Genomic DNA, 23,474 nt, shown 5'->3' with positions numbered 1-23,474 from the left:
GTTATGTCTGGCGCTCCGGGTAGCCCGAGGTGGGCGCCGAGACGTCGTCGAGGGCGGCGCGGATCTCCCGCGGCAGCACGATCTCCTCCGTCTGCAGCGCGCCGAGCAGCTGCCCGACCGTCCGGGCGCCGAGCACCGGGGCGACCACGCCGGGGCGGTCGCGGACCCAGGCCAGGGCCACCTCGAGCGGCGACACGCCGAGGCCGCCGGCCGCGGTCGCCACCGCCTCGACGATGCCCGAGCAGCGGTCGTCCAGGTAGGGCGCGACGAACCGCTCGAAGTGCGGCGACGCGGCCCGGGAGTCGGCGGGGACGCCGGTGCGGTACTTGCCGGTGAGCACCCCGCGGCCCAGCGGCGACCAGGGCAGGATGCCGACGCCCAGCGCGGCGCACGCGGGAATCACCTCGCGCTCGATGCCGCGCTCCAGCAGGGAGTACTCCACCTGCGTCGACACCAGCGGCGCCCGGCCCGGCCACGCGGCCTGCCACGTCGCCGCCCGGGCGGTCTGCCAGCCTGAGAAGTTCGACACACCGGCGTAGCGGGCCCGGCCGGTGCTCACCGCCGTGTCGATCGCCGAGAGCGTCTCCTCCAGCGGCGTGTCGGGGTCGTACCCGTGCACCTGCCACAGGTCGACGTGGTCGGTGCCCAGCCGCTGCAGTGAGGTGTCCAGGGCGCGCAGGAGGTGCCCGCGGGAGCCCTCGCGGCGGCGGGCCATGCCCGGGCGCAGCCCCGCCTTCGTGGCGATGACCAGCTCTTCCCTGGGCACGAGGCGCCCCACGAGGGCGCCGATGACGGACTCGGCCTCGCCGTCGGCGTAGACGTCCGCGGTGTCCAGCAGCGTGCCGCCGGCGTCGCGGAACGTCTTGAGCTGGGCGGCCGCGTCGTCGGCGTCGGTGTCACGGCCCCACGTCATGGTGCCGAGGGCCAGCCGGGATACCGCCAGCCCGCTACGGCCGAGCGGTCGCTGCTGCATGCATGGAACGATACGGCCGGATGGCGCCTTCGTACGGTAGGCGGGCCCCGGGCTACCCTGGTGCCGCCCGTGCAGGGATCGTACGGAGGTTCGTTCCAGAGAACACAGGAGGCAGTTGTGCGGCTGGCGTTGAACCTCGGTTACCTGTCGTCGTGGAACGACCCCGAAGGCCACCTGGCCATCGCGAAGGAGGCCGACCGGCTCGGTTTCTCCTGCGTATGGGTCGCCGAGGCGTACGGGTCCGACGCGCCGTCGATGCTCGCCTGGATCGCCGGGCAGACGGAGCGGATCGAGCTGGGCTCCGCCGTCTTCCAGATCCCGGCCCGCACCCCGGCCATGGCCGCGATGACGGCCGCCACGATCGACAAGCTCTCCGGCGGCCGGTTCCGCCTCGGGCTCGGCGTGTCGGGGCCGCAGGTGTCCGAGGGGTGGCACGGCGTGCGGTTCGGCAAGCCGCTCAAGCGCACCCGGGAGTACGTCGACATCGTCAACCTGGCGCTGACGCGCAAGACGGTGCAGTACGACGGCGAGCACTACCAGCTGCCCCTGCCCGACGGGCCGGGCAAGCCGCTGAAGCTGATCCTGCATCCGGTGCGCGACCACGTGCCGGTGTACCTCGCCGCCGTCGGCCCCAAGAACCTCGAACTGGCCGGCGAGATCGCCGACGGCTGGCTGGCCATCTTCTTCGCGCCCGAGTTCGCGAGCGAGTCGCTCGGCTCGATCGCCGCCGGGCGGGCCAAGGCGGGCAAGACGCTGGAGGGCTTCGAGGTGTCCGCGGGTGTACCCGTGGTCTTCGGCGACGACGTCGCGATGTGCGCGGAGCTGGTGCGGCCGTACGCGTCGCTCTACGTCGGCGGCATGGGCTCCCGGGAGCAGAACTTCTACAACGCCCTCGCCACGCGCATGGGCTACGGCGACGCGGCCCGCGAGGTGCAGGACCTCTACCTGGCCAAGCGCCACCGGGACGCGGCCGCCGCGGTGCCGCTGGAGTTCATCGACCGCACCTCGCTGCTCGGCCCCGTCGAGCGCGTCGCCGAGCGGCTGCAGGCGTTCAAGGAGGCCGGCGTGACGGAGCTGTCCACGATCATCTTCGGCGACGCCGACTACTCGATCTCGACGCTGCGCCAGCTCGCCGGCGCGGCGGAGAAGGCGGGTCTGTAACGGTGACGACTGTCCTGCTGCTGCGCCACGGCCGCACCACGACCAACGCCACCGGGGTCCTCGCCGGGCACCAGCCCGTGGGGCTGGACGAGGTCGGCCGGGCGCAGGCCGTCGCCGTCGGCGAGCGCCTCGCCGCCGCCAAGCTGCCCCTCGCCGCCGTCGTGAGCAGCCCGCTGCCGCGCTGCCGGGAGACCCTCTCCCTCGCCCTGCCCGACGTCGCCGACGTGATCGAGGACGAGGGGATCATCGAGTGCCGGTACGGCGACTGGACCGGCCGCCCGCTCAAGGAGCTGGCCCAGGAGCCGCTGTGGGCGACCGTGCAGGCGCACCCGTCGGCGGCGGTGTTCCCGGGCGCCGAGGGCGAGTCGATGGCCGCGATGTCGGCCCGCGCCATCGCCGCGATCCGCACCCGCGACGCGCGCATCGCCGAGACCCACGGCCCGGAGGCCGTCTGGCTGGCGTGCAGCCACGGCGACATCATCAAGGCGGTCGTGGCCGATGCCCTGGGAATGCACCTGGACCTCTTCCAGCGCATCGCGGTCGAACCGGCGTCGGTGACCGTCATCCGGTACACCCCATTGCGCTCCTTCGTCCTTCGCCTCAACGACACGGGCGGCGATCTGTCGGGATTCCTGCCCCCGGAGAAGTCCGAAGGCGAACCGTCCTCGGATGCGGAGGTCGGTGGCGGTTCCGGCGGTTCCGTATGATCTGGTGCCCGCCTGCGGCACACCTGGCCGAGAGTGGATAGAGTTCTGAGCATGAGCCACCACGTGTACGCATTCGAGCCGCCGGAGCGGTTCGTTGCCGGCACCGTCGGTGCGCCGGGGGAGCGGACCTTCTTCTTGCAGGCGCGCGGCGGCGGCCGGCTGATCAGCGTCGCCCTGGAGAAGGTGCAGGTCTCCCTGCTGGCCGAGAAGCTCGAGGAGCTGCTGCAGGAGGCCCACCGCCGCTTCGGGGTCGACCTCGCCGGGGAGGCGGTCGCCGAGACCGCCGACAACGAGCCCCTCGACACGCCGCTCGACGAGGAGTTCCGGGTCGGCACCCTCGGCCTGCAGTTCGACGTCGACACCGCCACCGTCATCATCGAGGCGATCGCCGTCGGCGAGGAAGAGCCCGAGGAGGCCGAGGAGGCGGAGGAGGACGACGAGCTCGTCACCGCCGACCGCGACCGGCTGCGGGTCCGGCTGACGCCGGCCGCCACGCGCGCGTTCATCGAGCGCGCCAAGCGGGTCGTCGCCTCCGGCCGGCCCCCGTGCCCGCTGTGCGGCCAGCCCCTCGACGCCCGCGGGCACCTCTGCCCGCGGCACAACGGCTACCGCCGGTAGTCCGGCGTGCCGGCCCTGCCCGAGGACGAGGCGCTCGAGCTGCTCCGCCACGGCACGATGGAGATCGAGGGCCGGCTCATGGACGCCTCCAACGCGACCCTGCGCTGCGTCATCACCCACGCCGGCGCCGAGGCCCGCTGCGTCTACAAGCCGGTCAGCGGCGAGCGCCCGCTGTGGGACTTCCCCGACGGTACGCTCGCCGGCCGCGAGTACTCGGCGTGGCTGCTCTCCCGGGCCACCGGCTGGGGCATCGTCCCGCCCACCGTCCTGCGCGATGGCCCGCTCGGCCCCGGCATGGTCCAGCTGTGGATCGACGACGAGCTCCAGAGCGACGAGCTGCTGCTCGGCTTCGTGCCGGCGGGCAAGGTGCCGAAGGGCTGGCGCCGGATCATGTCGGCGCGCGACGAGCACGGCCGCCCGTACGTGCTCGCCCACGCCGACGACCCCCGCCTGGCCCGCCTGGCCGTCTTCGACGCCGTGGCCAACAACGCCGACCGCAAGGGCGGCCACGTGATCGACACCGTGGACGGCCGGGTGTTCGGTGTCGACCACGGCATCTGCTTCCACACCGAGGACAAGCTGCGCACCATCATCTGGGGCTGGGCCGGCGAGCCCATCCCGGACGAGGCGCTCGAGGTGCTGGAGAAGCTGCGGGCGCAGTACTCCGCGGGCCTCGCCGAGTCGCTGTCGGAGCACCTGACCCCGGCCGAGGTCGCGATGGTGTCCGTGCGCATCGGCGCCCTGCTGTCGGCCCGGACTTTCCCGGAGCCCGACGAGGACCGCCACGCGATCCCCTGGCCGCCGATCTAGCCGTTGCCCGACGGCCTGCCGATGTCGAACAGGTTGCCCTCGGGGTCGGCGAGCGTGGTCCACTGCGCGCCGTACTCGTCGAAGTCCCCGACGTGCTTCGCCCCGAGCCCGACGGCCCGCTCCACCGCGGCCGGGAGGTCCTCGGCGTGCAGGTCGAGGTGGACGCTGTTCTTCCCGGTCGTGCGGTCGGGCACCCGGATGAACATGAGCACCGGCACGTCGCCGGCGCCGCGCCCGACGGTCGCGAAGTAGGGCGAGGCCCCGTCGTCGACGCTCCTGCCGAGCAGCTGCGCGTAGAACCCGGCGAGCACGGCGGCGTCCCCGCTGCAGTCGACGGTGACATTGGCGATGCGAATCATGATCGGTTCCTTTCGTGGCCGCGGCACGATGTACCGCTAAATCGGATTTTTCGGTTTTGTCGGTCGCGCCCAGCTTCGAGCGCCTTCCTCGGGCTGCTTCGGGCGTCTTCGGGTTGCTGGCTGTGCGCTGCTTCGAGCGCCTGCGGGTTGTCGCCTTCGGACTGCTTCGAGCGCCTCCGGGTTGTCGCCTTCGGACGCTTCGGGCGTCTTCGGGTTGCCGCGTCCGGGCTGCTTCGAGCGGCTTCGGGTTGCTGGCTGTGCGCTGCTTCGAGTGCCTTCGTCGGGGTTGGCTGGCTGAACGCCGCTCGACATATCCGGCGCTGGCGCGCCAGATATGTCGGAAATTTCGTATTATTTGATGGGCCAGCACACTTCGGTGCGGTATCGCTCGGGATCGTTCGTGTGCTGCGGGCCGACCAGGTACAGCTCGACGATCGGATCGTCCAGGCCGGCGTCGTGCTCGGCCACGTGGGCGCCGAGCGCCCCGTACGTCAGGTCGCAGTCCTGGAACGGCCCGGCGTGCACGGCCACGGCGTACCGGCGAGCGGGCAGGACCGCGGTGTGCTCGGCGCCCGGCGGCACCGGCACGAACGCCACGACCTCGCCCTCGTCGCGCTCGAAGAACTCGGTCGAATAGGTCGATCCGGCCGCGCCCGCCGGGTCCAGACCCCGCTCGCCGAGGAGGCCGAAGAGCTCCCCGAAGGTGTACCCGCACCAGTCGCCGACATCCGGGCGCGCCACACGGGCGGCGGCGTGCAGGACGGGAGTCGGGACGCTGCGGCGGTACAGCACCGTCACCGGCGGCGCCGCGTCCAGCAGGCGGCGCAGGGAGGCCACGACGTCGCGGGTCCGGGCGAGCTCGGCCTCCATCCGGTCCAGGTGCCGGCTCAGCGCCGCCGCCCGCTCGCCCTCGCCGGGCTCGGCGAGCACGGTGCGGATCTCGGCGAGGGGCATGTCCAGCCCGCGCAGCCGCCGGATGAGGTGCGCGTCGACGACCTGGCCGGGCTGGTAGCGGCGGTGGCCGGTGCCGGCGTCCACCTCGGCCGGGACCAGCAGCTCGATGTCGTGGTAGTAGCGCAGCGTCTTCGCGGACAGGTGGCACAGCCGCGAGAACTCCCCGATCGGGACGCCCGTCGTCATGGGGACAAGTCAAACCCTTCCAGCGACGGGAAGTACAAGAGGAGGGCAACGATCGTCACATCCCTTGTGAGGACTCCTCGCAGATAGGCTGTTGGTCATGGAGTCATGGACCGCACCGGCGCTGCCCACGCTGCCCCACCCCGGAGCCGGCGTCGCGCCGCTCGCCCTCTTCGACTCGGCGCGGCGGGAGATCGCCCCAGTTGAGCTCGAGGGCCGGCCCGCGACCATGTACGTCTGCGGCATCACCCCGTATGACGCGACCCACCTGGGCCACGCCGCCACGATGATCGCGTTCGACCTCGCCAACCGCCTCTGGCGCGACGCCGGCCACGACGTCGACTACGTCCAGAACGTCACCGACGTCGACGACCCCCTGCTCGAGCGGGCCGCCCGCGACGGCGAGGACTGGGTGGTGCTCGCGATGCGCGAGACGGCACTGTTCCGCGAGGACATGGAGTCGCTGCGGATCATCCCCCCGAAGCGGTACGTCGGCGCGGTCGAGTCGATCCCGCAGATCGCCCGCAAGGTCTCCGCGCTGCTCGAGTCCGGCCACGCGTACACGCTCGAGGACGGCACCGGCGACGTGTACTTCTCCGTGGCCACGGCCCCCCGCTTCGGCACCGAGTCCAACCTGTCCCGCACCGAGATGCTGCGCCTGGCCGCCGAGCGCGGCGGCGACCCCCAGCGCCCCGGCAAGCGCGACCCGCTCGACCCCCTGCTGTGGCGCGGCCTGCGCGAGGGCGAGCCGGCCTGGGACGGCGGCGACCTGGGCCCCGGCCGCCCCGGCTGGCACATCGAGTGCGCGGTGATCGCCCAGAGCCTGCTCGGCGACACGATCGACGTCCAGGGCGGCGGCAACGACCTGCTCTTCCCGCACCACGAGTGTTCGGCCGCCCACGCCGAGGCCCTCTCGGGCAAGGAGCCCTTCGCCACCCACTACGTCCACGCCGGCATGATCGGCCTGGACGGCGACAAGATGTCGAAGAGCAAGGGCAACCTCGTCTTCGTCTCCCGCCTCCGCGCCGACGGCGTCGACCCGATGGCCGTGCGCCTGGCACTGCTCGCCGACCACTACCGCAACGACCGCCAGTGGACCGACGACGTCCTGAAGGCCGGCCAGCAGCGCCTGTCCCGCTGGCGCGAGGCGGCGCGGGCCAACATCGGCCCGTCGGGCGCCGAGCTGGTCGCCCAGCTGCGCGAGCGCCTCAACGACGACCTGGACTCCCCGGGCGCCCTGGCCGCCGTGGACGCCTGGGTCGACGCGACGCTGGCCGACGCCGGCGACGACCGCGAGGCCCCGGCGATGATGGCGACCGCGGTCGACGCCCTGCTGGGCATCAAGCTCTAGCCCCGTCCCCAAGGCTCCCGCCCCTCAGTGCGAAAGCTCTCCCGCGGGGCGGGGGCCCGAAGCTCCGCACCTCCCCTCCGGGGCGTGGGGGCTCGGAGCTTCGCAGGGGTGGGCCCGAAGGTCCACACTTGTCCTGCAGCCCGCGCCTTTCGACTCCCGACGCTCCGCACGTCCCCAACGCTCGACCTCCCGCGGGAGCGGGCTTGGGCCCGAAGTTCCGCACCTCTCCGATTCCCCGACGCTGCGCACCTCGTTGACGGTCTGAAGCTCCGCACCTCGGCGACCCCCGATTCCCCCACCGCCTGGGCTCGTCCCGGAGCGCCGACACCATCGGTTCGCGCACCACCGGCTCTTCGGCGCCGGCCACCTGTCGGACGGTGGCCGGCGGCGGAGTCTTCTCGCAGTAGCTTTCGCCCCGCGATCATGAAAACCGCGCCGACGAGCACAGGCCGGATTTATCCCCTGACAGGGTATAAATCCGACATGTCGTGGCACGGAGTGCCCGACATGTCGCGCCACGGCACGCCACCGCGCGGCCCGGGTCATTGGGTCAGGAACGTCAGCAGGCGGGCCGTGGCCGGCGGGTCCGGCGGCACCCCGTACGCGGCCACGCTCACCCGCCGCTCGCCACCCTCCAGCCGAGTCGTCGACACCATGGGGGAGCGGTGCGCCCGCAACGCCAGGTCCGGCAGGATCGTCACGCCCAGTCCCGCCGCCACCAGCGCCTGCACCGCAACGTAGTCGTCGGTCGTGAACGCAATGTCCGGCACGAACCCCGCCTCGCCGCAGCGGCGGATCAAACTCTCCCGGCACCGCTCACACCCGGCAATCCACCGACTGTCCGAAAAATCCGACAAATCGTAAAAATCGGTACCAGCTGTCACGAGATGCAGTGGCTCCGAGAACAGCGGAGACAAGCGCACGTCGCCGGGAGGGGGCGGCGACGACGAGCCGTAGTCGAACACCACCGCCAGGTCCGCCGCGCCCGAGCGGAGCAGCCGCAGAGCCTCCGGCGGCTCCGCCTCCACGAACTCCAGCTCGACCCCGGGGTGCGCCGCCGCGAACCGGGCCGCGGCGGCCGGGACGAACGAGCCGAGCGCCGACGGGAACGCGGCCAGCCGGACCCGGCCCGCGCGCAGCCCGCTGTGCTGGGCCAGCTCGGCCTCCGCGGCGTCCAGCCGGCCCAGGATCTCCTCGGCGCGCTCGGCCAGCATCCGGCCCGCCTCGGTCAGGCGTACCCCGCGGCCGACCCGCTGCAGCAGCTGGGCGCCCGTCTCGGCCTCCAGCCGGGCCAGGTGATGGCTCACCGACGGCTGCGCATAGTGCAGCGCCTCCGCGGCGGCGGTCACCGAGCCGTGCCGCGCCACCGCCAGGAGCACCCGCAGCCGGGTCACGTCGAGCACAGGGCGCAACGTATCAGTACGACCAATAGGTTTGAAAGAAAACCGGCACTGGTTCTATGAGTCTGCGTCCGGCAGCGTCGGAGCATGCTCACGATGAACGACGTGCTGCGCGCCCGGCGGGTCGTCGCGGCCCACCTGCCGCCCACGCCCTCCTGGTCGTACCCGCTGATGGACGAGGTCGCCGGGCGGCGCCTCGTGGTCAAGCACGAGAACGCGCAGCCGACGGGGGCGTTCAAGGTCCGCGGCGCGCTCAACCTCCTGAGCGGGCTGCGGGACGACGTCGTCACGTACTCGACCGGCAATCACGCGCGGGCGATCGCCTATGCGGCGCGGGAGTTCGGGCGGAGGGCCACCGTCGTCATGCCGGCCGCCGCGGCCGAGCTCAAGGTCCGCGCCGTCGAGGCCCTGGGAGCCGCGGTGGTACTCCACGGTGCCCGCATGGCCGACGCCGAGGAACACGCCCGCACGCTGCCCGGCCGGCTGGTCAGCCCCGGGGACGAGCCCGAACTGATCGCGGGGGTGGCCACCGCGTACCTCGAGCTGTTCGAGCGCCACCCCGGCCTCGACACCGTCGTCGTCCCCGTCGGCTCGGGCACGGGCGCGGCCGCCGCCTGCCTGGTCGCCGCCGCCGTGGCACCGCAGTGCCGCGTGATCGGGGTCCAGTCGGCGGCCGCCCCGGCGGCGCACGATTCGTGGCGGGGCGGGCGGTGCGTGTACCGCGGCAACCACACCCGCATCGACGGCCTGGCCACCGGCCGCGGCTTCGAGGTGCCCCAGGCCGTCATCCGCGAGAGCCGGCAGCTCAAGGACTTCGTGCTCGTCGAGGACGACGCGATCGACGCGGCCTGCCGGGTGCTGGCGCTGCGCGCGGGCACGCAGGCGGAGGGCGCGGGGGCGGCGGCGCTCGCCGCGGTGCTGCAGCGGCCGGACCTGATGGGCGACGCCGTCGGGGTGGTCGTGTCGGGGGCCAACATCACCGAATTGGAGCTTGCCCGTTAGGCGCTTCGTATCGACCGCTCGCCGATTCGCGGGCCGGAGGGCCTCGGCAAGCGCCAGGGATCAGGTTACGTCGATCATTACACCCCCTTCGAAGGAGAGGTCGCCGTGACCGGTCCTGACGAGCCGAACGCCCCGCGGGCGGGGGACCGCAGCCCCTGGAACTGGCTGCTGTTCATCCCGATCGTGGTGCCGCTGCTCACCTTCCTGTACAACGCCGACGGACCCCGCATCCTCGGCTTCCCGCGGTTCTACTGGCTCCAGCTGGCCTTCATCATCCTCGGCGTGGGCGCCACCACGCTCGTGTACCAGATGACGAAGAAGAGGTGAGCGGTCATGTGGCGCGACCATGAGCTCGAGATCGCCATCTTCGTGATCCTGTTCCTCGCCGTCAGCGGGATAGGCTTCTTCGCCGCCCGCTGGCGCCGGCCCGACACCCTGGACCACCTCGACGAGTGGGGCCTGGGCGGGCGCAGCTTCGGCGGCTGGATCACCTGGTTCCTCGTCGGCGGCGACCTGTACACCGCCTACACCTTCGTCGCCGTCCCGGCGCTGCTGTTCGCCTCCGGCGCCGCCGGGTTCTTCGCCGTGCCCTACACGGTGATCATCTACCCGCTGGTGTTCCTCGTGCTGGTGCGGATGTGGTCGGTGTCGCACCGGCACGGGTTCGTCACCCCGGCCGACTTCGTGCGGGCCCGGTTCCAGTCGCCGACCCTCGCCCTGCTGATCGCGATCACCGGGATCGTGGCGACGATGCCGTACATCGCCCTGCAGCTCGTCGGCATCGAGTCGGTGCTCAAGACGATGGGCATCACCGGCTCCGGCACCCTCGCCCGGCACCTGCCGATCATCATCGCGTTCGCGATCCTGGCCGCGTACACGTACTCCAGCGGCCTGCGCGCCCCGGCGCTCATCGCGTTCGTGAAGGACATCCTCATCTACGTCGTCATCCTGGTCGCGGTGTTCTACCTGCCGGCGAAGCTGCACGGCTGGGGCGCGATCTTCGACGCCGCCGACGCGAAGTTCGCCAAGACGCCCGCGGTCACCGACGGCATCCTGCTCAATGCCAACAACCAGGTCCAGTACTTCACGCTGGCGCTCGGTTCGGCGCTGGCCCTGTTCCTGTACCCGCACAGCCTCACCGGCGTCCTGGCGAGCAAGAACCGCGGCGTCATCAAGCGCAACATGTCCGCGCTGCCGGCCTACAGCTTCCTGCTCGGGCTCATCGCGCTGCTGGGCTTCGCGGCGATCGCGGCCGGGGTGGTACCGCTGAAGAACGCCAACGGCACGCCCGACAACAACACGGTGGTGCCGCTGCTGTTCGACAAGCTGTTCCCGGACTGGTTCGCCGGCATCGCGTACGCCGCCGTCGGCATCGGCGCGCTCGTGCCCGCCGCGATCATGTCCATCGCCGCGGCCAACCTCTTCACCCGCAACATCTACCGGGAGTACCTCAAGCGCGACGCCTCCCCGGCCCAGGAGGCCAAGGCGTCGAAGATCATGTCGCTGCTGGTGAAGTTCGGCGCCCTGGTCTTCGTCGTCTTCGTCGACCCGCAGTTCTCCATCGACCTGCAGCTCATCGGCGGCGTCATCATCCTGCAGACGCTGCCGGCCGTCGGCCTGGGCCTGTTCACGCGCTGGTTCCACCGCGGCGCGCTCGTCGCCGGCTGGGTCGCCGGCATGGGCGTGGGCCTGTGGATGCTGTACAAGGTGGTCAACCCGACGACGGGCCGGCACTTCGCCGGTTCGGCGTTCCCGCTCAGCGAGTGGGGCTTCGACACGAAGAAGACCATCTACGTCGGCTTCGTCGCCGTCGTGGTCAACCTCGCCGTCGCCGCCATCGCCACGCTGATCCTGCGGTCCGCCTCGGTCGCCGACGGCGGCGACTCGACGCAGCGCGACGACTACTTCGCCGACGAGGGCGACCCCCGCCTGTCCGACGCCCCGACGTCCCCGGCCCCGGCCGGCGCCGCGGCCCCGGACCCGATCACCTGAGCGCCGCCCCCGGCGAGCGGCCCGCGCCGCTCGCCGGGTAGGCGAACGCCCACCCCGCGGGCGTCACCCCAGCGCCAGGCCCGGCTCGTCGTCGGGCAGCCCCGCCCGCGGCGCCGGGATCCGGTACTCCTCGGTCAGCGCCGTCATCGGCCCCGGCCACGCGGCCTGGGCCACTTCGATCGGCTTGTGGTCCTCGTCGTACGCCACGTGCAGCAGCACCAGCACGGGCGTGTCCGGCCGGATCTGCAGCAGCTCGGCCTCTTCCCGCGTGGGCAGCCGCGCACTGACCTGGTCGCGGGCGCTGGCGTACCGCCGCCCGAGCTCCTCCTCGACCTCTTGGTAGAGCGGCCGATCGAACACGTCGGCCCGCTCGATCGAGGTCCCCCGCACGTCGTTGGGCTTGAACCACGAGGCCCCGACCTCCACGGGCGAGTCCCCGGTCCGCACAATATGCCGCCGGACCAGCAACGGCGCCCCCGCATCGAGCCCGAACGCCTCGGCAACGTCCGCCGGCGCCGGGAGCTGGGCCACAATCATGAGATGCTGCCGGTACCGCGCCGCCAGCTCGGCGTGATACCCCCGCTGCGCCCCATAGCGCCCCCGCGACAGCCGATTCATCCGCCGCTTGGTCCCGCGCACAAAGGTCCCCGACCCCGGCCGCGTGATGAGCAACCCTTCGATGCGCAGCTGATCGATCGTCCGCTGCACGGTCTGCTTGGCCACCCCGAACTGCGCCGCGAGCGCCGGGATCGACGGCAGCCTTTCCCCGGGCGCCCAGTCCCCACGCTGAATCTGCGCCCGGATCTGCGCCCCGATCTGCCGGTGCGGAAACTCGGCAGCCCCCGGATTGATGGTCATGGCCACCAAACTAGCCTCCTAGGATGCCGTACGCAACGCGTTCGAACATCTTGATGGCGGGTCAGACTGACGTAGATATAGCGCCTGCGGAGATCAAGGCGTGTCGGGCTGAGCCGGATCGGTACTCGGTTCCGCCGGCCTGCGCTACGGTGCTGGCGCGAGACACGTCGCCGCTTCAATTCCGGGCCGTTTCCGGACCTTCATCGCCGCCCTGCGCAACGCCGCTATCGGCGCACTTCGCCTCACCGGCGCCCGAACATCGCCGCCACCAACCGCCACCACGCCCGCAACGCCAACCGACCACTGGCCCTACCCGGCTCACCTAACGACCTTGCCGGGACCCTGGGATCCGAGTACCCGTCAACTGGTCCTGCATGGCAAGGACGAGGACGTGCGTGCGTTCGCCCTGGCAAATGGCCTGGTCGTCGATACGATGGTGCTATTCAGGGTGCTTCAGTCGGTTCGAGCCGGCACTCTTGACCGCTCGCACGTCCGGGCGGCTCTGCGGGACTCAACCGGACGATTCTCGATCTACGACCCGTTACCTTGCTCAAGTCAGGCGACCGCCGAGTAGGCGGACAGGAGCTGCGAAGGGGTCAGCGTGCCGGGTGGGGTGCCGCGGCGGGCGGCCTCGACGACCAGGCGCCGTGCCGCTTCGTTCGCCGGGGTCGGGATGTCGAACAGGCGGCCCAGCAGGACGATCTCGCCGTTCAGGTAGTCGGCCTCCACCGTGCCCGTCGCGCGGGCCAGGCTCTGCCACGTCGAGCCGCCGGCGCGCTCCTGGCCCGCCACCGCGCGCATCTGCAGGATGTCGCCGCGGCGCTGCCCGTCCTCCGCGGTGGAGACGAAGTCGATGCCGGCGGCGCGCAGGACCGACTCGCCCTCCGCGCGCAGCGGGGCCGTCGCCTCGTCCAGGCCGTCGACGCGGCCGCACAGGGCCTCCGCCGCGTTGCCGAGGTTCATCAGGAGTTTTCGGTACTTCCAGCGCATCACGTCCGGCCTGACCTCCGAGTGGAAGCCGGCCTTGACGAGGTGACCGGAGATCTCCGAAGCGAGCGCGTCCGTGCCCCAGGGGTAGCGGCCGATGTCCAGGATGCCCGGCACCGGGGAGCACTGCGCGATCACCACGCCGGGGGCGAGGTGGGACGCCGGCAGCATGACGCACACGGCGTACACCTGGGAGAACAGGCGCAGGGCGGAGCGCTCGTTGGCGACGCCGTTCTGCAGGCAGACGACCGGGACGGAGCGCGGCAGCTGCGCGAGGACCGCCTGGGTGTCGCCGCCCTTGACCGCGAGGACCGCGACGTCGTCGGCGCGCCAGTCGACGGCTGCCGGGGAGTCGTGGGCGGGGATGGGGTGCACGCTGTCGCCCGTCGCCTCGCGCAGCAGCAGGCCGTCGCGGCGGATCGCCTCGAGGTGGGGGCCGCGGGCCACGACCGCCACGTCCGCGCCCGAACCGGACAGGCGGGCGGCGACCACGCCGCCGACCGCGCCGGCGCCGATGATGATGAATCGCACGGTCCGACCGTACCCGGGGCTCAGAGCAGGTCGACGCAGGCCAGGCCGACGGGGGTCACGGGCACGAGGTACGCGGCCGGCTCGGGGTGCGGCACGACCGTCGCCCCGGGGACGGCGGTGCGGGCGCCGGCCAGGCGCAGCAGCAGGCGCAGACGGCTGCGGGTGCCGCGGTGGGCGGCGTGGACGCGGCGGGCGCTGTGCGTCATGCGGGCGGCGATGAGCAGCAGGGCGAGCGAGCCGAGCAGCGCCGCGGTGCGCGGGATGTGGCCGGCCCGGCCGCGCAGGGCGTGCCAGGCGCTGCCGAGCTCGCTGCCGCAGTACAGCAGCAGGCCCGAGGCGGCGAGCAGCGCGGACAGCACGATCGCGGCGGACAGCGCCAGCCACGCGGCGACGCCGAGGCCCGGGGCGCGGGCCACCCAGCCGGCGGCGGCCAGGCGGGGCGCGCCGAGCAGGGCGAGCGCGGCGGCGAACGCGACCAGCAGCAGCGGGCTCACCGACCGGCGATCCGGCGTTCGTAGCTGCTGAGCGCCTCGCGCAGGGCGGCGGCCTCGTCGAGGCTCATCCGGCCGACGAACTGGGTGAGGGCCTCGAGGCGGTCGCCGCTGTCGACGAGGGCCTCGTGCATGGTCCTGGCCACGTACTGGTCGCGGGTGAGGGCGGGGGTGTAGCGGTACGCCCGGCCGTCGGGCTCCCGGGTGAGCCAGCCCTTGCGGAAGAGGGTGTCCAGCACCGTCATCACGGTGGTGTACGCCAGGTCGCGGTGCCACGTCAGCTCCGACATCGCCTCCCGGACCGTGGTCGGCCGCTCGCGGCGCCACAGCAGCTCCATCAGCGCCGCCTCGAGATCGCCGAAGCCCTGCATCCGCCCTCCCGCCGGCCGGTGTACAGCGTACTTTTTCTTGGGGGCAGAATCGTACCGGCGGCCCGAATACACGCCAGAAGCCACATGGTGGGAACTGGTTACCGGGGAAGCGGCCGCGCAGACGTAGGGTGCCTGCCATGCAGGTGACTCAGTCCGCGAAGCTGGCCAACGTCTGTTACGACATCCGCGGACCGGTCATGGCCGCCGCCAAGCGCATGGAGGCCGACGGCCACCACATCCTCAAGCTCAACATCGGCAACCCGGCGCCGTTCGGGTTCGATGCGCCGGAGGAGATCCTGCAGGACGTCATCCTCAACCTGCCGGCGGCGCACGGCTACGGCGACTCCAAGGGGCTGCTGTCGGCCCGCCGGGCCGTGGTGCAGTACTACCAGCAGAAACAGGTGTACGGCGTCGACATCGAGGACGTGTACCTCGGCAACGGCGTCTCCGAGCTCATCGTGATGTCGCTGCAGGCGCTGCTGGACAACGGCGACGAGGTGCTCATCCCGTCGCCGGACTACCCGCTGTGGACGGCGTCGGTGTCGCTGTCCGGCGGGCGGCCGGTGCACTACCTGTGCGACGAGAGCAACGGCTGGATGCCCGACGTGGAGGACATCGCGGCGAAGGTGACGCCGCGGACCAAGGCGATCGTGGTCATCAACCCCAACAACCCGACCGGTGCGGTGTACTCCACCCAGCTGCTGGAGCAGATCCTCGAGGTCGCCCGCCAGCACGGGCTGCTGGTGTTCTCCGACGAGATCTACGACAAGATCCTCTACGACGGCGCGGAGCACACCTCGACCGCGGCGCTCGCCCCCGACCTGCTCACGATCACGTTCAACGGCCTGTCGAAGGCCTACCGGGTGGCGGGCTTCCGCACCGGCTGGATGGTGCTGGCCGGGCCGAAGGAGCACGCCGCCAGCTACATCGAGGGCCTCGACGTGCTCGCCAACATGCGCCTGTGCCCCAACGTGCCGACGCAGCACGCGGTGCAGACGGCGCTCGGGGGGTACCAGAGCATCAACGACCTGATCCTGCCTGGCGGGCGGCTGCTGGAGCAGCGCGACATCGCGTGGCGGTTGCTCAACGACATCCCGGGCGTGTCGTGCGTGAAGCCGACCGGCGCCCTGTACATGTTCCCCCGCCTGGACCCCGAGGTGTACCCGATCAAGGACGACCTGCAGTTCGCCCTCGACCTGCTGCGCACGCAGAAGGTCATGGTGGTGCAGGGCACCGGCTTCAACTGGCACCAGCCGGACCACTTCCGCATCGTCACGCTGCCGCGGGTGGCGGACCTCGAGGACGCGATCGGCCGGCTGGGCCGGTTCCTGGCCACGTACGCCCAGGACTGAGCGAGGGACCCCTGCGCTACCAGGCGCCGGTGGCGGAGGGACCGGCCTGGCCGCCTCGGCGGCGCAGGTACTTCTCGAACTCCTGGGCGATCTCGTCGCCCGACAGCGGCTGCAGGCCGGCGTCGCCGGAGCGCTCCTCGAGGTCGCGCACGTACTCGGCGAGCTCGGCGTCCTGCTCGGCGGCCTGCTTGAGCCGCTCCTCCCACTCGGCGGACTGCATGGCCAGGTCGCCGGTCGGCACCGGCAGGTCGAGGATCTCCTCGACGCGGTGCAGCAGGGCCAGGGTCGCCTTCGGGCACGGCGGGTTGTTGGCGTAGTGCGGCACGTGCACCCAGAACGACACCGGCTCGACGTCGGCGCGCAGGCAGGCGTCGTGCAGCACGCCGACGATGCCGGTCGGGCCCTCGTAGCGGGTCGGGATGAGCCCCAGCCGCTCCGCCGCCTCGGCCGTGGAGCGGGCCGGCGCCGAGCCGCTCACCGGCAGCGGCCGGGTGTAGGGCACGTCGGCCAGCAGCGCGCCGAGCAGCACGATGCGGTTGACCTCGAGGCTGTGGCACACCTCGAGGACCTGCTCGCAGAACGTGCGCCAGCGCATGCTGGGCTCGATGCCGCGGATGAGCACGATGTCGCGCTCGGCGTCGGGCGGGCTGGCCACCGCGAAGCGGGTCGTCGGCCACTCGATGCGCCGCGTCTCGCCATCCGACATGAGCACCGTCGGGCGGTTGACCTGGAAGTCGTAGAAGTCCTCCGGGTCCAGCGAGGCGATCGTCTCGGCGCCCCACTCCTGTTCGAGGTGCTCGACGACGGCGGTCGACGCGTCGGCAGCGTCGTTCCACCCTTCGAACGCGGCAATCGCGACAGGGGAGCGCAATACGGGCAGGCCGTCGAACTCGGTCACGGTCCCAGCCTACGTGGAGCGCACCGAGATGGCTTGTCGGCCGCGCGGGAGCGGGCCCAGATCGAGGTGAATACGGTGGGCGACGAGCGGCGGGTGATCTGTAACCGCGCGTAGCCGGATGTCCAAGATCTCTCGATAGCATCCGGAAATGCGATATGGACGAAAGTCCTGGTTCGTGGCCTTCACGGCCTTCTTCCTGGTTTTCGGGGCCTGGTGCTTCGCGGCGCCGTTCGACGGACCCGCCGACGAGGTCCAGCACGCCATCCGGGCGGCCGGGGTGGCGTCGCTCGACCCGGGGCAGATCTTCGCCCGGCCGGCCGTGGTGCCCGACGCGTTCGGGCGACCCGGCATGGGTGCCTACCAGCGCGTCCCGGTCGGCATGAACGCCCACGCGACCTGCTTCGGCTTCGATCCGAAGCGCTCCGCGGCCTGCGCCGCCGGGCTGCACGGCGGGCCGGTCGGCGAGGTCAGCACCAGCGCCGGGCGGTACAACCCGCTGTACTACCTGGTCGTCGGCCCGCCGCTGCGCTGGTTCCCGAACTGGGGCGGCCTCGTCGCCGCCCGGCTCATCAGCGCGGCGATCTGCGCGGCGCTGGTCGCCTCCGCGTTCGTGTCGCTGCTGCGCTGGTCGCGCTACGGGCTCACCGCCGCCGCCCTGCTCACGGTGGCCACGCCGATGCTCGCCCACCTGGCCGGCGGGGTGAACCCCAACTCCGTGGAGATCGCCGCCGGCATCGCCTTCTTCTCCGCCGGCATCCCGCTGCTGCTCGAGCCGCCCGACCCCGTCCGCAAGCGCGGGCTGGTCACGCTGCTCGGGATCAGCTCGGTCCTGCTGCTGACCCTGCGCTCGGCCGGGCCCGCCTGGTTCGCGTTCGGGCTGTTCGCCCTCGCGGTGCCGATGCGCCGGGCGTGGCTGCGCGAGTACTGGCGGGTGCGGCGGGTCCGGCTCTGGACCGCCGGCGTGGCGCTGGCCGGGGTGCTCTCGGCCGCCTGGATCATCGGGATGCGGACCGGGGAGCTCGTGCCGCCGCCGCCGGGGCTGTGGCACTACCGCTTCGGCGAGGCGGTGGCCGGCTACGCCGACAGCTGGTGGGTGTACATCCAGGGCATGATCGGCGTCGCGGGCTGGTTCGACGTCACGATGTGGCAGCCGGTGTACATCGTGTGGGCCATGCTCGTCGGCGGCCTGATCTTCTTCGGCGGGGTGGCCGGCAGTTGGACGCTTCGGTGGCGATACTTGGTCATTTTGCTCGGCGGCGTCGCGCTGCCCGGCGTCCTGCAGGTGAGCCAGGTCAACCAGACCGGGTTCATCACCGCCGGCCGGTACATGCTGCCGCTACTGGCCGGCCTGCCGCTGCTCGCCGCCTGGATCCTCGAGCGGCGGCTCCTGGACGCGCCGCTGGCCCGCACCCTGACGCACACGTTCGTGATCTTCCTTCTGCCGGTACACCTGGTCCTGCTCATCTGGGCCATGGTCCGCTGGCAGCGGGGACTGCCCAACGGCACCGGGGCCGGCCATTTCAACCCCTTCGTGGGCGACTGGCACCCGCCCACCGGCTCCCTCCCGCCATTGATGATCATGGCTTTTGGCCTGCTCCTCACCGCCGCGGTGTTCTGGGTCGTACCGCACGACGACACCCAGGCCGCGGGCGAGGTGCCCACCCAGCGGGAGCTGCGTTCCGATACGTGGCGCGAATCGCGTCTGCCCGGGGCTGATGTCACCCGCGGCTCCCGATAGCCTTTGGGGCATGGCGGACCTACTGAAGACGCTTGCAGAGCGGGTGCTCATCGCCGACGGTGCGATGGGCACCATGCTGCAGGCGGCCGACCTCACCCTCGACGACTTCGAGGGGCACGAGGGCTGTAACGAGGTACTCAACGTGACGCGGCCGGACGTCGTCCGCGGAGTGCACGAGCAGTACTTCGCGGCTGGTTCCGACGCCGTGGAGACCAATACATTCGGTGCCAATCTGGCCAACCTCGGTGAGTACGGCATCGAGTCGCGGATCCGCGAGCTGTCCGAGGCCGGCGCCCGCCTGGCCCGGGAGGCCGCCGCCGCGCACAGCACCCCCGACCGGCCGCGCTTCGTGCTCGGCTCGATCGGCCCCGGCACCAAGCTGCCCACGCTCGGGCACGCCCCGTTCTCCGCGCTGCGCGACGCCTACTTCGACAACGCGGCCGGCCTCATCGAGGGCGGCGCCGACGCGCTCATCATCGAGACCTGCCAGGACCTGCTGCAGACCAAGTCCGCCATCATCGGCGCGCAGCGCGCCATGTCCGCCACCGGCCGGATCGTCCCGATCATCACGCACGTCACGGTCGAGACGACCGGCACGATGCTGCTCGGCTCGGAGATCGGCGCGGCGCTGACGGCGCTGGAGCCGCTCGGCATCGACCTCATCGGCCTCAACTGCGCCACCGGCCCCGCCGAGATGAGCGAGCACCTGCGCTACCTCGCCCAGCACGCCAAGGTGCCGGTCTCCGTCATGCCCAACGCCGGCCTGCCGCAGCTGACCGCCAACGGCGCCTACTACCCGCTGACCCCGGACGAGCTGGCCGAGGCGCTGCAGCGCTTCGTCCTCGAGTACGGGGCGGGCCTCGTCGGCGGCTGTTGCGGTACGACTCCGGCCCACATCTCCGCCGTCGCGCGCCAGCTCGGCGCCCAGACCCCGGTGACCCGCCAGCCGCAGGTCGAGCACGGCACCGCCAGCATCTACCACCACGTGCCGTTCCACCAGGAAGCCAGCGTGCTCATGGTCGGCGAGCGGACCAACGCCAACGGCTCCAAGGCCTTCCGTGAGGCCATGCTCGCCGCCGACTACCAGGCCTGCGTCGAGATCGCCCGCCAGCAGGCCCGCGACGGCTCCCACATGCTCGACCTCAACGTCGACTACGTCGGCCGCGACGGCGCCCAGGACATGCGCGAGCTCGCCGGCCGCTTCGCCACCGCCTCCACGCTGCCGATCATGCTCGACTCGACCGAGCCCGAGGTCATCGCGGCCGGCCTGGAGATGCTCGGCGGCCGCTGCATCGTCAACTCCGTCAACTTCGAGGACGGCGACGGCCCCGGCTCCCGCTACGCCCGCATGATGCCGCTGGTCAAGGAGCACGGCGCCGCCGTCGTCGCGCTCACCATCGACGAGGAGGGCCAGGCCCGCACCGCCGAGTGGAAGGTCCGCGTCGCCGCCCGGCTCATCGACGACCTGACCACGAAGTGGGGCATGCAGGTCGAGGACATCCTGGTGGACTGCCTGACCTTCCCCATCACCACGGGCCAGGAGGAGGTGCGCCGCGACGGCATCGAGACCATCGAGGCCATCCGCGAGATCTCCCGGCTGTATCCCGGCATCAACTTCACGCTGGGCATCTCCAACGTGTCGTTCGGCATCAACCCCGCCGCCCGCCAGGTCCTCAACTCGGTCTTCCTGCACGAGTGCCAGCAGGCCGGCCTGACCAGCGCCATCGTGCACGCCTCGAAGATCCTGCCGATGAGCCGCATCCCCGACGAGCAGCGCGAGGTCGCCCTCGACCTCGTCTACGACCGCCGCCGCGAGGGCTACGACCCGCTGCAGAAGTTCATCGCCCTGTTCGAGGGCGTCGACGTCGCCTCGGCCAAGGCCTCCCGCGCCGAGGAGCTCGCCGCGCTGCCGCTGGACGAGCGGCTCAAGCGCCGCATCATCGACGGCGAGCGCAACGGCCTCGAAGCCGACCTCGACGAGGCCCTGACCGGCATGAGCGCCCTGGCGATCATCAACGACGTCCTGCTGGACGGCATGAAGACGGTCGGCGAGCTGTTCGGCTCCGGCCAGATGCAGCTGCCGTTCGTGCTGCAGTCGGCCGAGGTCATGAAGACCGCCGTCGCCTACCTCGAGCCGCACATGGAGAAGTCCGACGACGACGCCGGCAAGGGCCGCATCGTGCTGGCCACCGTCAAGGGCGACGTCCACGACATCGGCAAGAACCTCGTCGACATCATCCTGTCCAACAACGGCTACGAGGTCGTCAACATCGGCATCAAGCAGCCGATCTCCGCGATCATCGAGGCCGCCGAGAGCCGCCAGGCAGACGCGATCGGCATGTCCGGCCTGCTCGTCAAGTCCACGGTGATCATGAAGGAGAACCTGGAGGAGATGAACGCCCGCGGCGTGGCCGAGCGCTGGCCGGTGCTGCTCGGCGGCGCCGCCCTGACCCGCGCCTACGTCGAGGACGACCTCCGCGCGCTCTACCACGGCGACGTGCACTACGCCCGCGACGCCTTCGAGGGCCTCGCCCTCATGGACCGCGTCATGACCGCCAAGCGCGGCGGCGCCCCGGTCATCGACGCCGAGCGCGAGGCCGCCCTGGCCGCCCGCCGCGAGCGCCGCGCCCGCACGGTCGAGGTCCGCGAGGACCTGCCGTCGCTCGACGACTCGTCGGTGCGCTCCGACATCGACTTCAACGCCGCCGTCCCCACCGCCCCGTTCTTCGGCACCCGGGTCGTCAAGGGCATCCCCCTCGCCGACTACGCGGCCCTGCTCGACGAGCGCGCCACGTTCCTCGGCCAGTGGGGCCTGCGCGGCGCCCGCGGCGGCAGCGGCCCCTCCTACGAGGAGCTGGTCGAGACCGAGGGCCGCCCGCGGCTGCGATACTGGATGGACCGCCTGGCGTCGGACCGCGTCCTCGAGGCCGCCGTCGTCTACGGCTACTTCCCGTGCTACTCCGACGGCAACGACCTCATCGTGCTCGACGAGAACGGCCACAGCGAGCGCGCGAGGTTCTCCTTCCCGCGCCAGCGCCGCGACCGCCGCCTATGCATCGCCGACTTCTTCAAGCCGAAGGACGCCGGCGAGCTCGACGTCATCGGCATGCAGCTCGTCACCGTCGGTCAGCCCGTCTCGGACTACACCGCCAAGCTCTTCGCCGAGAACGCCTACCGCGACTACCTTGAGGTCCACGGCCTGTCGGTGCAGCTGACGGAGGCCCTGGCGGAGTACTGGCACCGGCGCGTCCGCGAGGAGCTCATCCTCCCCGACGGCCGCCGCATGGTCGACGAGGACCCGTCCGACCTGGACGGCCTGCTGCGCACCGACTTCCGCGGCTGCCGATACAGCTTCGGCTACCCGGCCTGCCCGGACCTGGAGGACCGCGCGAAGACCGTGGCCCTGCTGCGGCCGGACCGCATCGGGGTGTCGCTGTCGGAGGAGTTCCAGCTGGTGCCGGAGCAGGCCACGGACGCGATCATCGTGCACCACCCGGACGCGTCGTACTTCAACGCCAAGTAGCTCATTCGCCCCGGTGCGGCCCGCCTTCCGCGGGCCGCACCGGGTTGGTGTTTTCCGACAAGTCGGGCGCTGCGCGCCACGACTTGTCGGATTTATACGTCACCGGGCGATAAATCCGTGCGGAGGGTGCGCGGGTCGCTGGATGTCGCCGGCGCGCGGCGCCTCGCGGTCAAGGTCACGCCGTGCGAGGCATGCGGTCATAGGGCCGTGCCGCGCCGCGCAGGCAGGGCGGCGTCGCGGGGCCGGGTCGCGCGGTGCGGTTGGGTTTGGACTGTCAGATCGGCGCCGGCCCTCGGCGGTCAGATCGCACTGCGGCCGAAGTGTGTCGTCCGGCCAGGCCGCGGCGTGCATTCAGCGTCGCGCAGCGCCGTTGAGCCCCACGGCGGTTGAGCCCCCGGGCGGTTGAGCCCCACGGCGGTTGAGCCCCCGGGCGGTTGAGCCCCCGGGCGGTTGAGCCCCCGGGCGGTTGAGCCCCCGGGCGGTTGAGCCCCCGGGCGGTTGAGCCCCCGGGCGGTTGAGCCCACAGCGGTTGAGCCCCCGGGCGGTTGAGCCCACAGCGGTTGAGCCCCCGGGCGGTTGAGCCCACAGCGGTTGAGCCCCCGGGCGGTTGAGCCCCACGGCGGTCGAGCCCCCGCGGTTGAGCCCCACGCGCGGTCGAGCTCGCGTCGGTGCGTTCACGCCCGCACCCGGCGGCGAGGGCCGCACTGTGCGCGGCAGCGCGCGCCCGAAAGCTGCGCCAAGCGCCGCGCGATCTGCTTGAACAAAATGTTGAAAACAAAGCGTTGATGCACCAGGATGGGTGCATGAACGAGATCTTCGCGCGGCCCGATGCGGAAACCCGGCGAGCCGAGCGGACCTACGGCGCCCTCGCCCACCTCACCCAACGGCACGCCGGCAGTGCCGAGCTGCGGGCGCGCCAGATCCACCCCGACGTCGTCGCCCCCCACGAGGCCGTCCGCCTCGCCGCCGGAATGGCCGGCGGCTCGATCCCCGTCCGGCCCGACGAACCCGACCTCGACGCGGACGACCTGCTGGCCGCGCTCACGCTGCTGCCCGACGTACGCGCCGAGCTCGACGCCGCCGAGCTGCAGCTGCTGCGCCGGGCCCGGGGTGGGGGGATGACGTGGCAGGACATCGCGTTCGGGCTCGGGCTCGGGACCCCGCAGGCGGCCCGGCAGCGCTTCGAACGCCTCGAGGCCCGCGCGGACGGGTGAG

21 protein-coding genes are annotated in these 23,474 nt (G+C 71.9%); 12 read left to right on the top strand and 9 right to left on the bottom strand.

The window, feature by feature from the left end; all coding sequences use genetic code 11:
* Position 1 precedes the first annotated feature (1 nt).
* The gene (locus ACQEVU_RS33600) at positions 2–973 is read right to left on the bottom strand and encodes an aldo/keto reductase (protein ID WP_433330695.1); all 972 of its coding nucleotides are present in this window, start codon (positions 971–973) and stop codon (positions 2–4) included.
* A 117-nt stretch (positions 974–1,090) separates the two neighbouring features.
* Here ACQEVU_RS33600 and ACQEVU_RS33595 point away from each other — a divergent pair, with 117 nt between their 5' ends.
* Genes ACQEVU_RS33595 through ACQEVU_RS33580 form a run of 4 tightly spaced genes read left to right on the top strand, consistent with a single transcriptional unit; the run spans position 1,091 to position 4,269 of the window.
* Positions 1,091–2,134, top strand: coding sequence for an LLM class F420-dependent oxidoreductase (locus ACQEVU_RS33595; protein ID WP_433330693.1), 1,044 nt, complete (start codon positions 1,091–1,093; stop codon positions 2,132–2,134).
* A gap of 2 nt (positions 2,135–2,136) precedes the next feature.
* Complete coding sequence (locus ACQEVU_RS33590; RefSeq protein ID WP_433330691.1) at positions 2,137–2,841, top strand: MSMEG_4193 family putative phosphomutase; 705 nt, start codon at positions 2,137–2,139, stop codon at positions 2,839–2,841.
* 51 nt (positions 2,842–2,892) lie between these two features.
* The gene (locus ACQEVU_RS33585) at positions 2,893–3,459 is read left to right on the top strand and encodes a DUF3090 domain-containing protein (RefSeq protein ID WP_433330689.1); all 567 of its coding nucleotides are present in this window, start codon (positions 2,893–2,895) and stop codon (positions 3,457–3,459) included.
* 6 nt (positions 3,460–3,465) lie between these two features.
* On the top strand, positions 3,466–4,269 hold the full coding sequence (locus ACQEVU_RS33580) for an SCO1664 family protein (RefSeq protein ID WP_433330687.1): 804 nt from the start codon (positions 3,466–3,468) through the stop codon (positions 4,267–4,269).
* Here the strand turns inward: ACQEVU_RS33580 and ACQEVU_RS33575 are convergent.
* Both ACQEVU_RS33575 and ACQEVU_RS33570 read right to left on the bottom strand, forming a co-directional pair.
* Positions 4,266–4,628: a VOC family protein gene (locus ACQEVU_RS33575; RefSeq protein WP_433330685.1), complete on the bottom strand. Its 363-nt coding sequence runs from the start codon at positions 4,626–4,628 to the stop codon at positions 4,266–4,268. The genes ACQEVU_RS33580 and ACQEVU_RS33575 overlap by 4 nt on opposite strands.
* A gap of 351 nt (positions 4,629–4,979) precedes the next feature.
* Positions 4,980–5,768 (bottom strand): MerR family transcriptional regulator, encoded by a 789-nt coding sequence (locus ACQEVU_RS33570; protein WP_433330683.1) that lies wholly within the window; start codon positions 5,766–5,768, stop codon positions 4,980–4,982.
* A 97-nt stretch (positions 5,769–5,865) separates the two neighbouring features.
* On the opposite strand from ACQEVU_RS33570, the gene mshC reads away from it, so the two are divergent.
* Positions 5,866–7,116, top strand: coding sequence for a cysteine--1-D-myo-inosityl 2-amino-2-deoxy-alpha-D-glucopyranoside ligase (gene mshC, locus ACQEVU_RS33565; RefSeq protein WP_433330681.1), 1,251 nt, complete (start codon positions 5,866–5,868; stop codon positions 7,114–7,116).
* Between the two features lie 542 nt (positions 7,117–7,658).
* On the opposite strand, the gene ACQEVU_RS33560 is transcribed toward mshC, so the two are convergent.
* Complete coding sequence (locus tag ACQEVU_RS33560; RefSeq protein ID WP_433330679.1) at positions 7,659–8,519, bottom strand: LysR family transcriptional regulator; 861 nt, start codon at positions 8,517–8,519, stop codon at positions 7,659–7,661.
* Between the two features lie 84 nt (positions 8,520–8,603).
* On the opposite strand from ACQEVU_RS33560, the gene ACQEVU_RS33555 reads away from it, so the two are divergent.
* From ACQEVU_RS33555 to mctP, 3 genes are all read left to right on the top strand, one after another.
* Positions 8,604–9,518: a threonine ammonia-lyase gene (locus ACQEVU_RS33555; protein WP_433330677.1), complete on the top strand. Its 915-nt coding sequence runs from the start codon at positions 8,604–8,606 to the stop codon at positions 9,516–9,518.
* 105 nt (positions 9,519–9,623) lie between these two features.
* Positions 9,624–9,845 (top strand): DUF3311 domain-containing protein, encoded by a 222-nt coding sequence (locus ACQEVU_RS33550; RefSeq protein ID WP_433330675.1) that lies wholly within the window; start codon positions 9,624–9,626, stop codon positions 9,843–9,845.
* A gap of 6 nt (positions 9,846–9,851) precedes the next feature.
* The gene (gene mctP, locus ACQEVU_RS33545; RefSeq protein WP_433330673.1) at positions 9,852–11,510 is read left to right on the top strand and encodes a monocarboxylate uptake permease MctP; all 1,659 of its coding nucleotides are present in this window, start codon (positions 9,852–9,854) and stop codon (positions 11,508–11,510) included.
* A 63-nt stretch (positions 11,511–11,573) separates the two neighbouring features.
* On the opposite strand, the gene ACQEVU_RS33540 is transcribed toward mctP, so the two are convergent.
* From ACQEVU_RS33540 to ACQEVU_RS33525, 4 genes are all read right to left on the bottom strand, one after another.
* Positions 11,574–12,368 (bottom strand): GntR family transcriptional regulator, encoded by a 795-nt coding sequence (locus ACQEVU_RS33540; RefSeq protein WP_433330671.1) that lies wholly within the window; start codon positions 12,366–12,368, stop codon positions 11,574–11,576.
* A gap of 555 nt (positions 12,369–12,923) precedes the next feature.
* A complete protein-coding gene (locus ACQEVU_RS33535; RefSeq protein WP_433330669.1) occupies positions 12,924–13,886 on the bottom strand; it encodes a ketopantoate reductase family protein in 963 nt (320 codons plus the stop codon).
* A gap of 20 nt (positions 13,887–13,906) precedes the next feature.
* Positions 13,907–14,380: a hypothetical protein gene (locus ACQEVU_RS33530; protein WP_433330667.1), complete on the bottom strand. Its 474-nt coding sequence runs from the start codon at positions 14,378–14,380 to the stop codon at positions 13,907–13,909.
* Complete coding sequence (locus ACQEVU_RS33525; protein WP_433330665.1) at positions 14,377–14,748, bottom strand: BlaI/MecI/CopY family transcriptional regulator; 372 nt, start codon at positions 14,746–14,748, stop codon at positions 14,377–14,379. Before ACQEVU_RS33525 ends, ACQEVU_RS33530 begins: the two co-directional genes overlap by 4 nt.
* A 137-nt stretch (positions 14,749–14,885) precedes the next feature.
* On the opposite strand from ACQEVU_RS33525, the gene ACQEVU_RS33520 reads away from it, so the two are divergent.
* A complete protein-coding gene (locus ACQEVU_RS33520) occupies positions 14,886–16,100 on the top strand; it encodes a pyridoxal phosphate-dependent aminotransferase (protein WP_433330662.1) in 1,215 nt (404 codons plus the stop codon).
* A gap of 16 nt (positions 16,101–16,116) precedes the next feature.
* On the opposite strand, the gene ACQEVU_RS33515 is transcribed toward ACQEVU_RS33520, so the two are convergent.
* Positions 16,117–16,998 (bottom strand): PAC2 family protein, encoded by an 882-nt coding sequence (locus ACQEVU_RS33515; RefSeq protein WP_433330660.1) that lies wholly within the window; start codon positions 16,996–16,998, stop codon positions 16,117–16,119.
* Positions 16,999–17,146: 148 nt separating this feature from the next.
* On the opposite strand from ACQEVU_RS33515, the gene ACQEVU_RS33510 reads away from it, so the two are divergent.
* From ACQEVU_RS33510 to ACQEVU_RS33500, 3 genes are all read left to right on the top strand, one after another.
* On the top strand, positions 17,147–18,736 hold the full coding sequence (locus ACQEVU_RS33510) for a DUF2142 domain-containing protein (protein WP_433330658.1): 1,590 nt from the start codon (positions 17,147–17,149) through the stop codon (positions 18,734–18,736).
* A gap of 10 nt (positions 18,737–18,746) precedes the next feature.
* The gene (metH, locus tag ACQEVU_RS33505; RefSeq protein ID WP_433330656.1) at positions 18,747–22,259 is read left to right on the top strand and encodes a methionine synthase; all 3,513 of its coding nucleotides are present in this window, start codon (positions 18,747–18,749) and stop codon (positions 22,257–22,259) included.
* Positions 22,260–23,062: 803 nt separating this feature from the next.
* A complete protein-coding gene (locus ACQEVU_RS33500) occupies positions 23,063–23,473 on the top strand; it encodes a DNA-binding protein (RefSeq protein WP_433330654.1) in 411 nt (136 codons plus the stop codon).
* Position 23,474 lies beyond the last annotated feature (1 nt).

Origin of the sequence: Dactylosporangium sp. CA-139066 (assembly GCF_050936175.1) — a bacterium.
In the GTDB taxonomy this organism is placed as follows: Bacteria; Actinomycetota; Actinomycetes; order Mycobacteriales; family Micromonosporaceae; genus Dactylosporangium.
This window is presented reverse-complemented; position numbering and strand designations above follow the sequence as displayed.

Excerpts from the sequence above, each read along its gene's own strand:
- ACQEVU_RS33570 (WP_433330683.1), bottom strand. The coding sequence starts at position 5,768 with ATGACGACGGGCGTCCCGATCGGGGAGTTCTCGCGGCTGTGCCACCTG.
- ACQEVU_RS33585 (WP_433330689.1), top strand. The coding sequence starts at position 2,893 with ATGAGCCACCACGTGTACGCATTCGAGCCGCCGGAGCGGTTCGTTGCC.
- ACQEVU_RS33520 (WP_433330662.1), top strand. The coding sequence starts at position 14,886 with ATGCAGGTGACTCAGTCCGCGAAGCTGGCCAACGTCTGTTACGACATC.
- metH (WP_433330656.1), top strand. The coding sequence starts at position 18,747 with ATGGCGGACCTACTGAAGACGCTTGCAGAGCGGGTGCTCATCGCCGAC.
- ACQEVU_RS33600 (WP_433330695.1), bottom strand. The coding sequence starts at position 973 with ATGCAGCAGCGACCGCTCGGCCGTAGCGGGCTGGCGGTATCCCGGCTG.
- ACQEVU_RS33525 (WP_433330665.1), bottom strand. The coding sequence starts at position 14,748 with ATGCAGGGCTTCGGCGATCTCGAGGCGGCGCTGATGGAGCTGCTGTGG.
- ACQEVU_RS33540 (WP_433330671.1), bottom strand. The coding sequence starts at position 12,368 with ATGACCATCAATCCGGGGGCTGCCGAGTTTCCGCACCGGCAGATCGGG.
- mshC (WP_433330681.1), top strand. The coding sequence starts at position 5,866 with ATGGAGTCATGGACCGCACCGGCGCTGCCCACGCTGCCCCACCCCGGA.
- ACQEVU_RS33510 (WP_433330658.1), top strand. The coding sequence starts at position 17,147 with ATGCGATATGGACGAAAGTCCTGGTTCGTGGCCTTCACGGCCTTCTTC.
- ACQEVU_RS33555 (WP_433330677.1), top strand. The coding sequence starts at position 8,604 with ATGCTCACGATGAACGACGTGCTGCGCGCCCGGCGGGTCGTCGCGGCC.
- mctP (WP_433330673.1), top strand. The coding sequence starts at position 9,852 with ATGTGGCGCGACCATGAGCTCGAGATCGCCATCTTCGTGATCCTGTTC.
- ACQEVU_RS33500 (WP_433330654.1), top strand. The coding sequence starts at position 23,063 with ATGAACGAGATCTTCGCGCGGCCCGATGCGGAAACCCGGCGAGCCGAG.
- ACQEVU_RS33575 (WP_433330685.1), bottom strand. The coding sequence starts at position 4,628 with ATGATTCGCATCGCCAATGTCACCGTCGACTGCAGCGGGGACGCCGCC.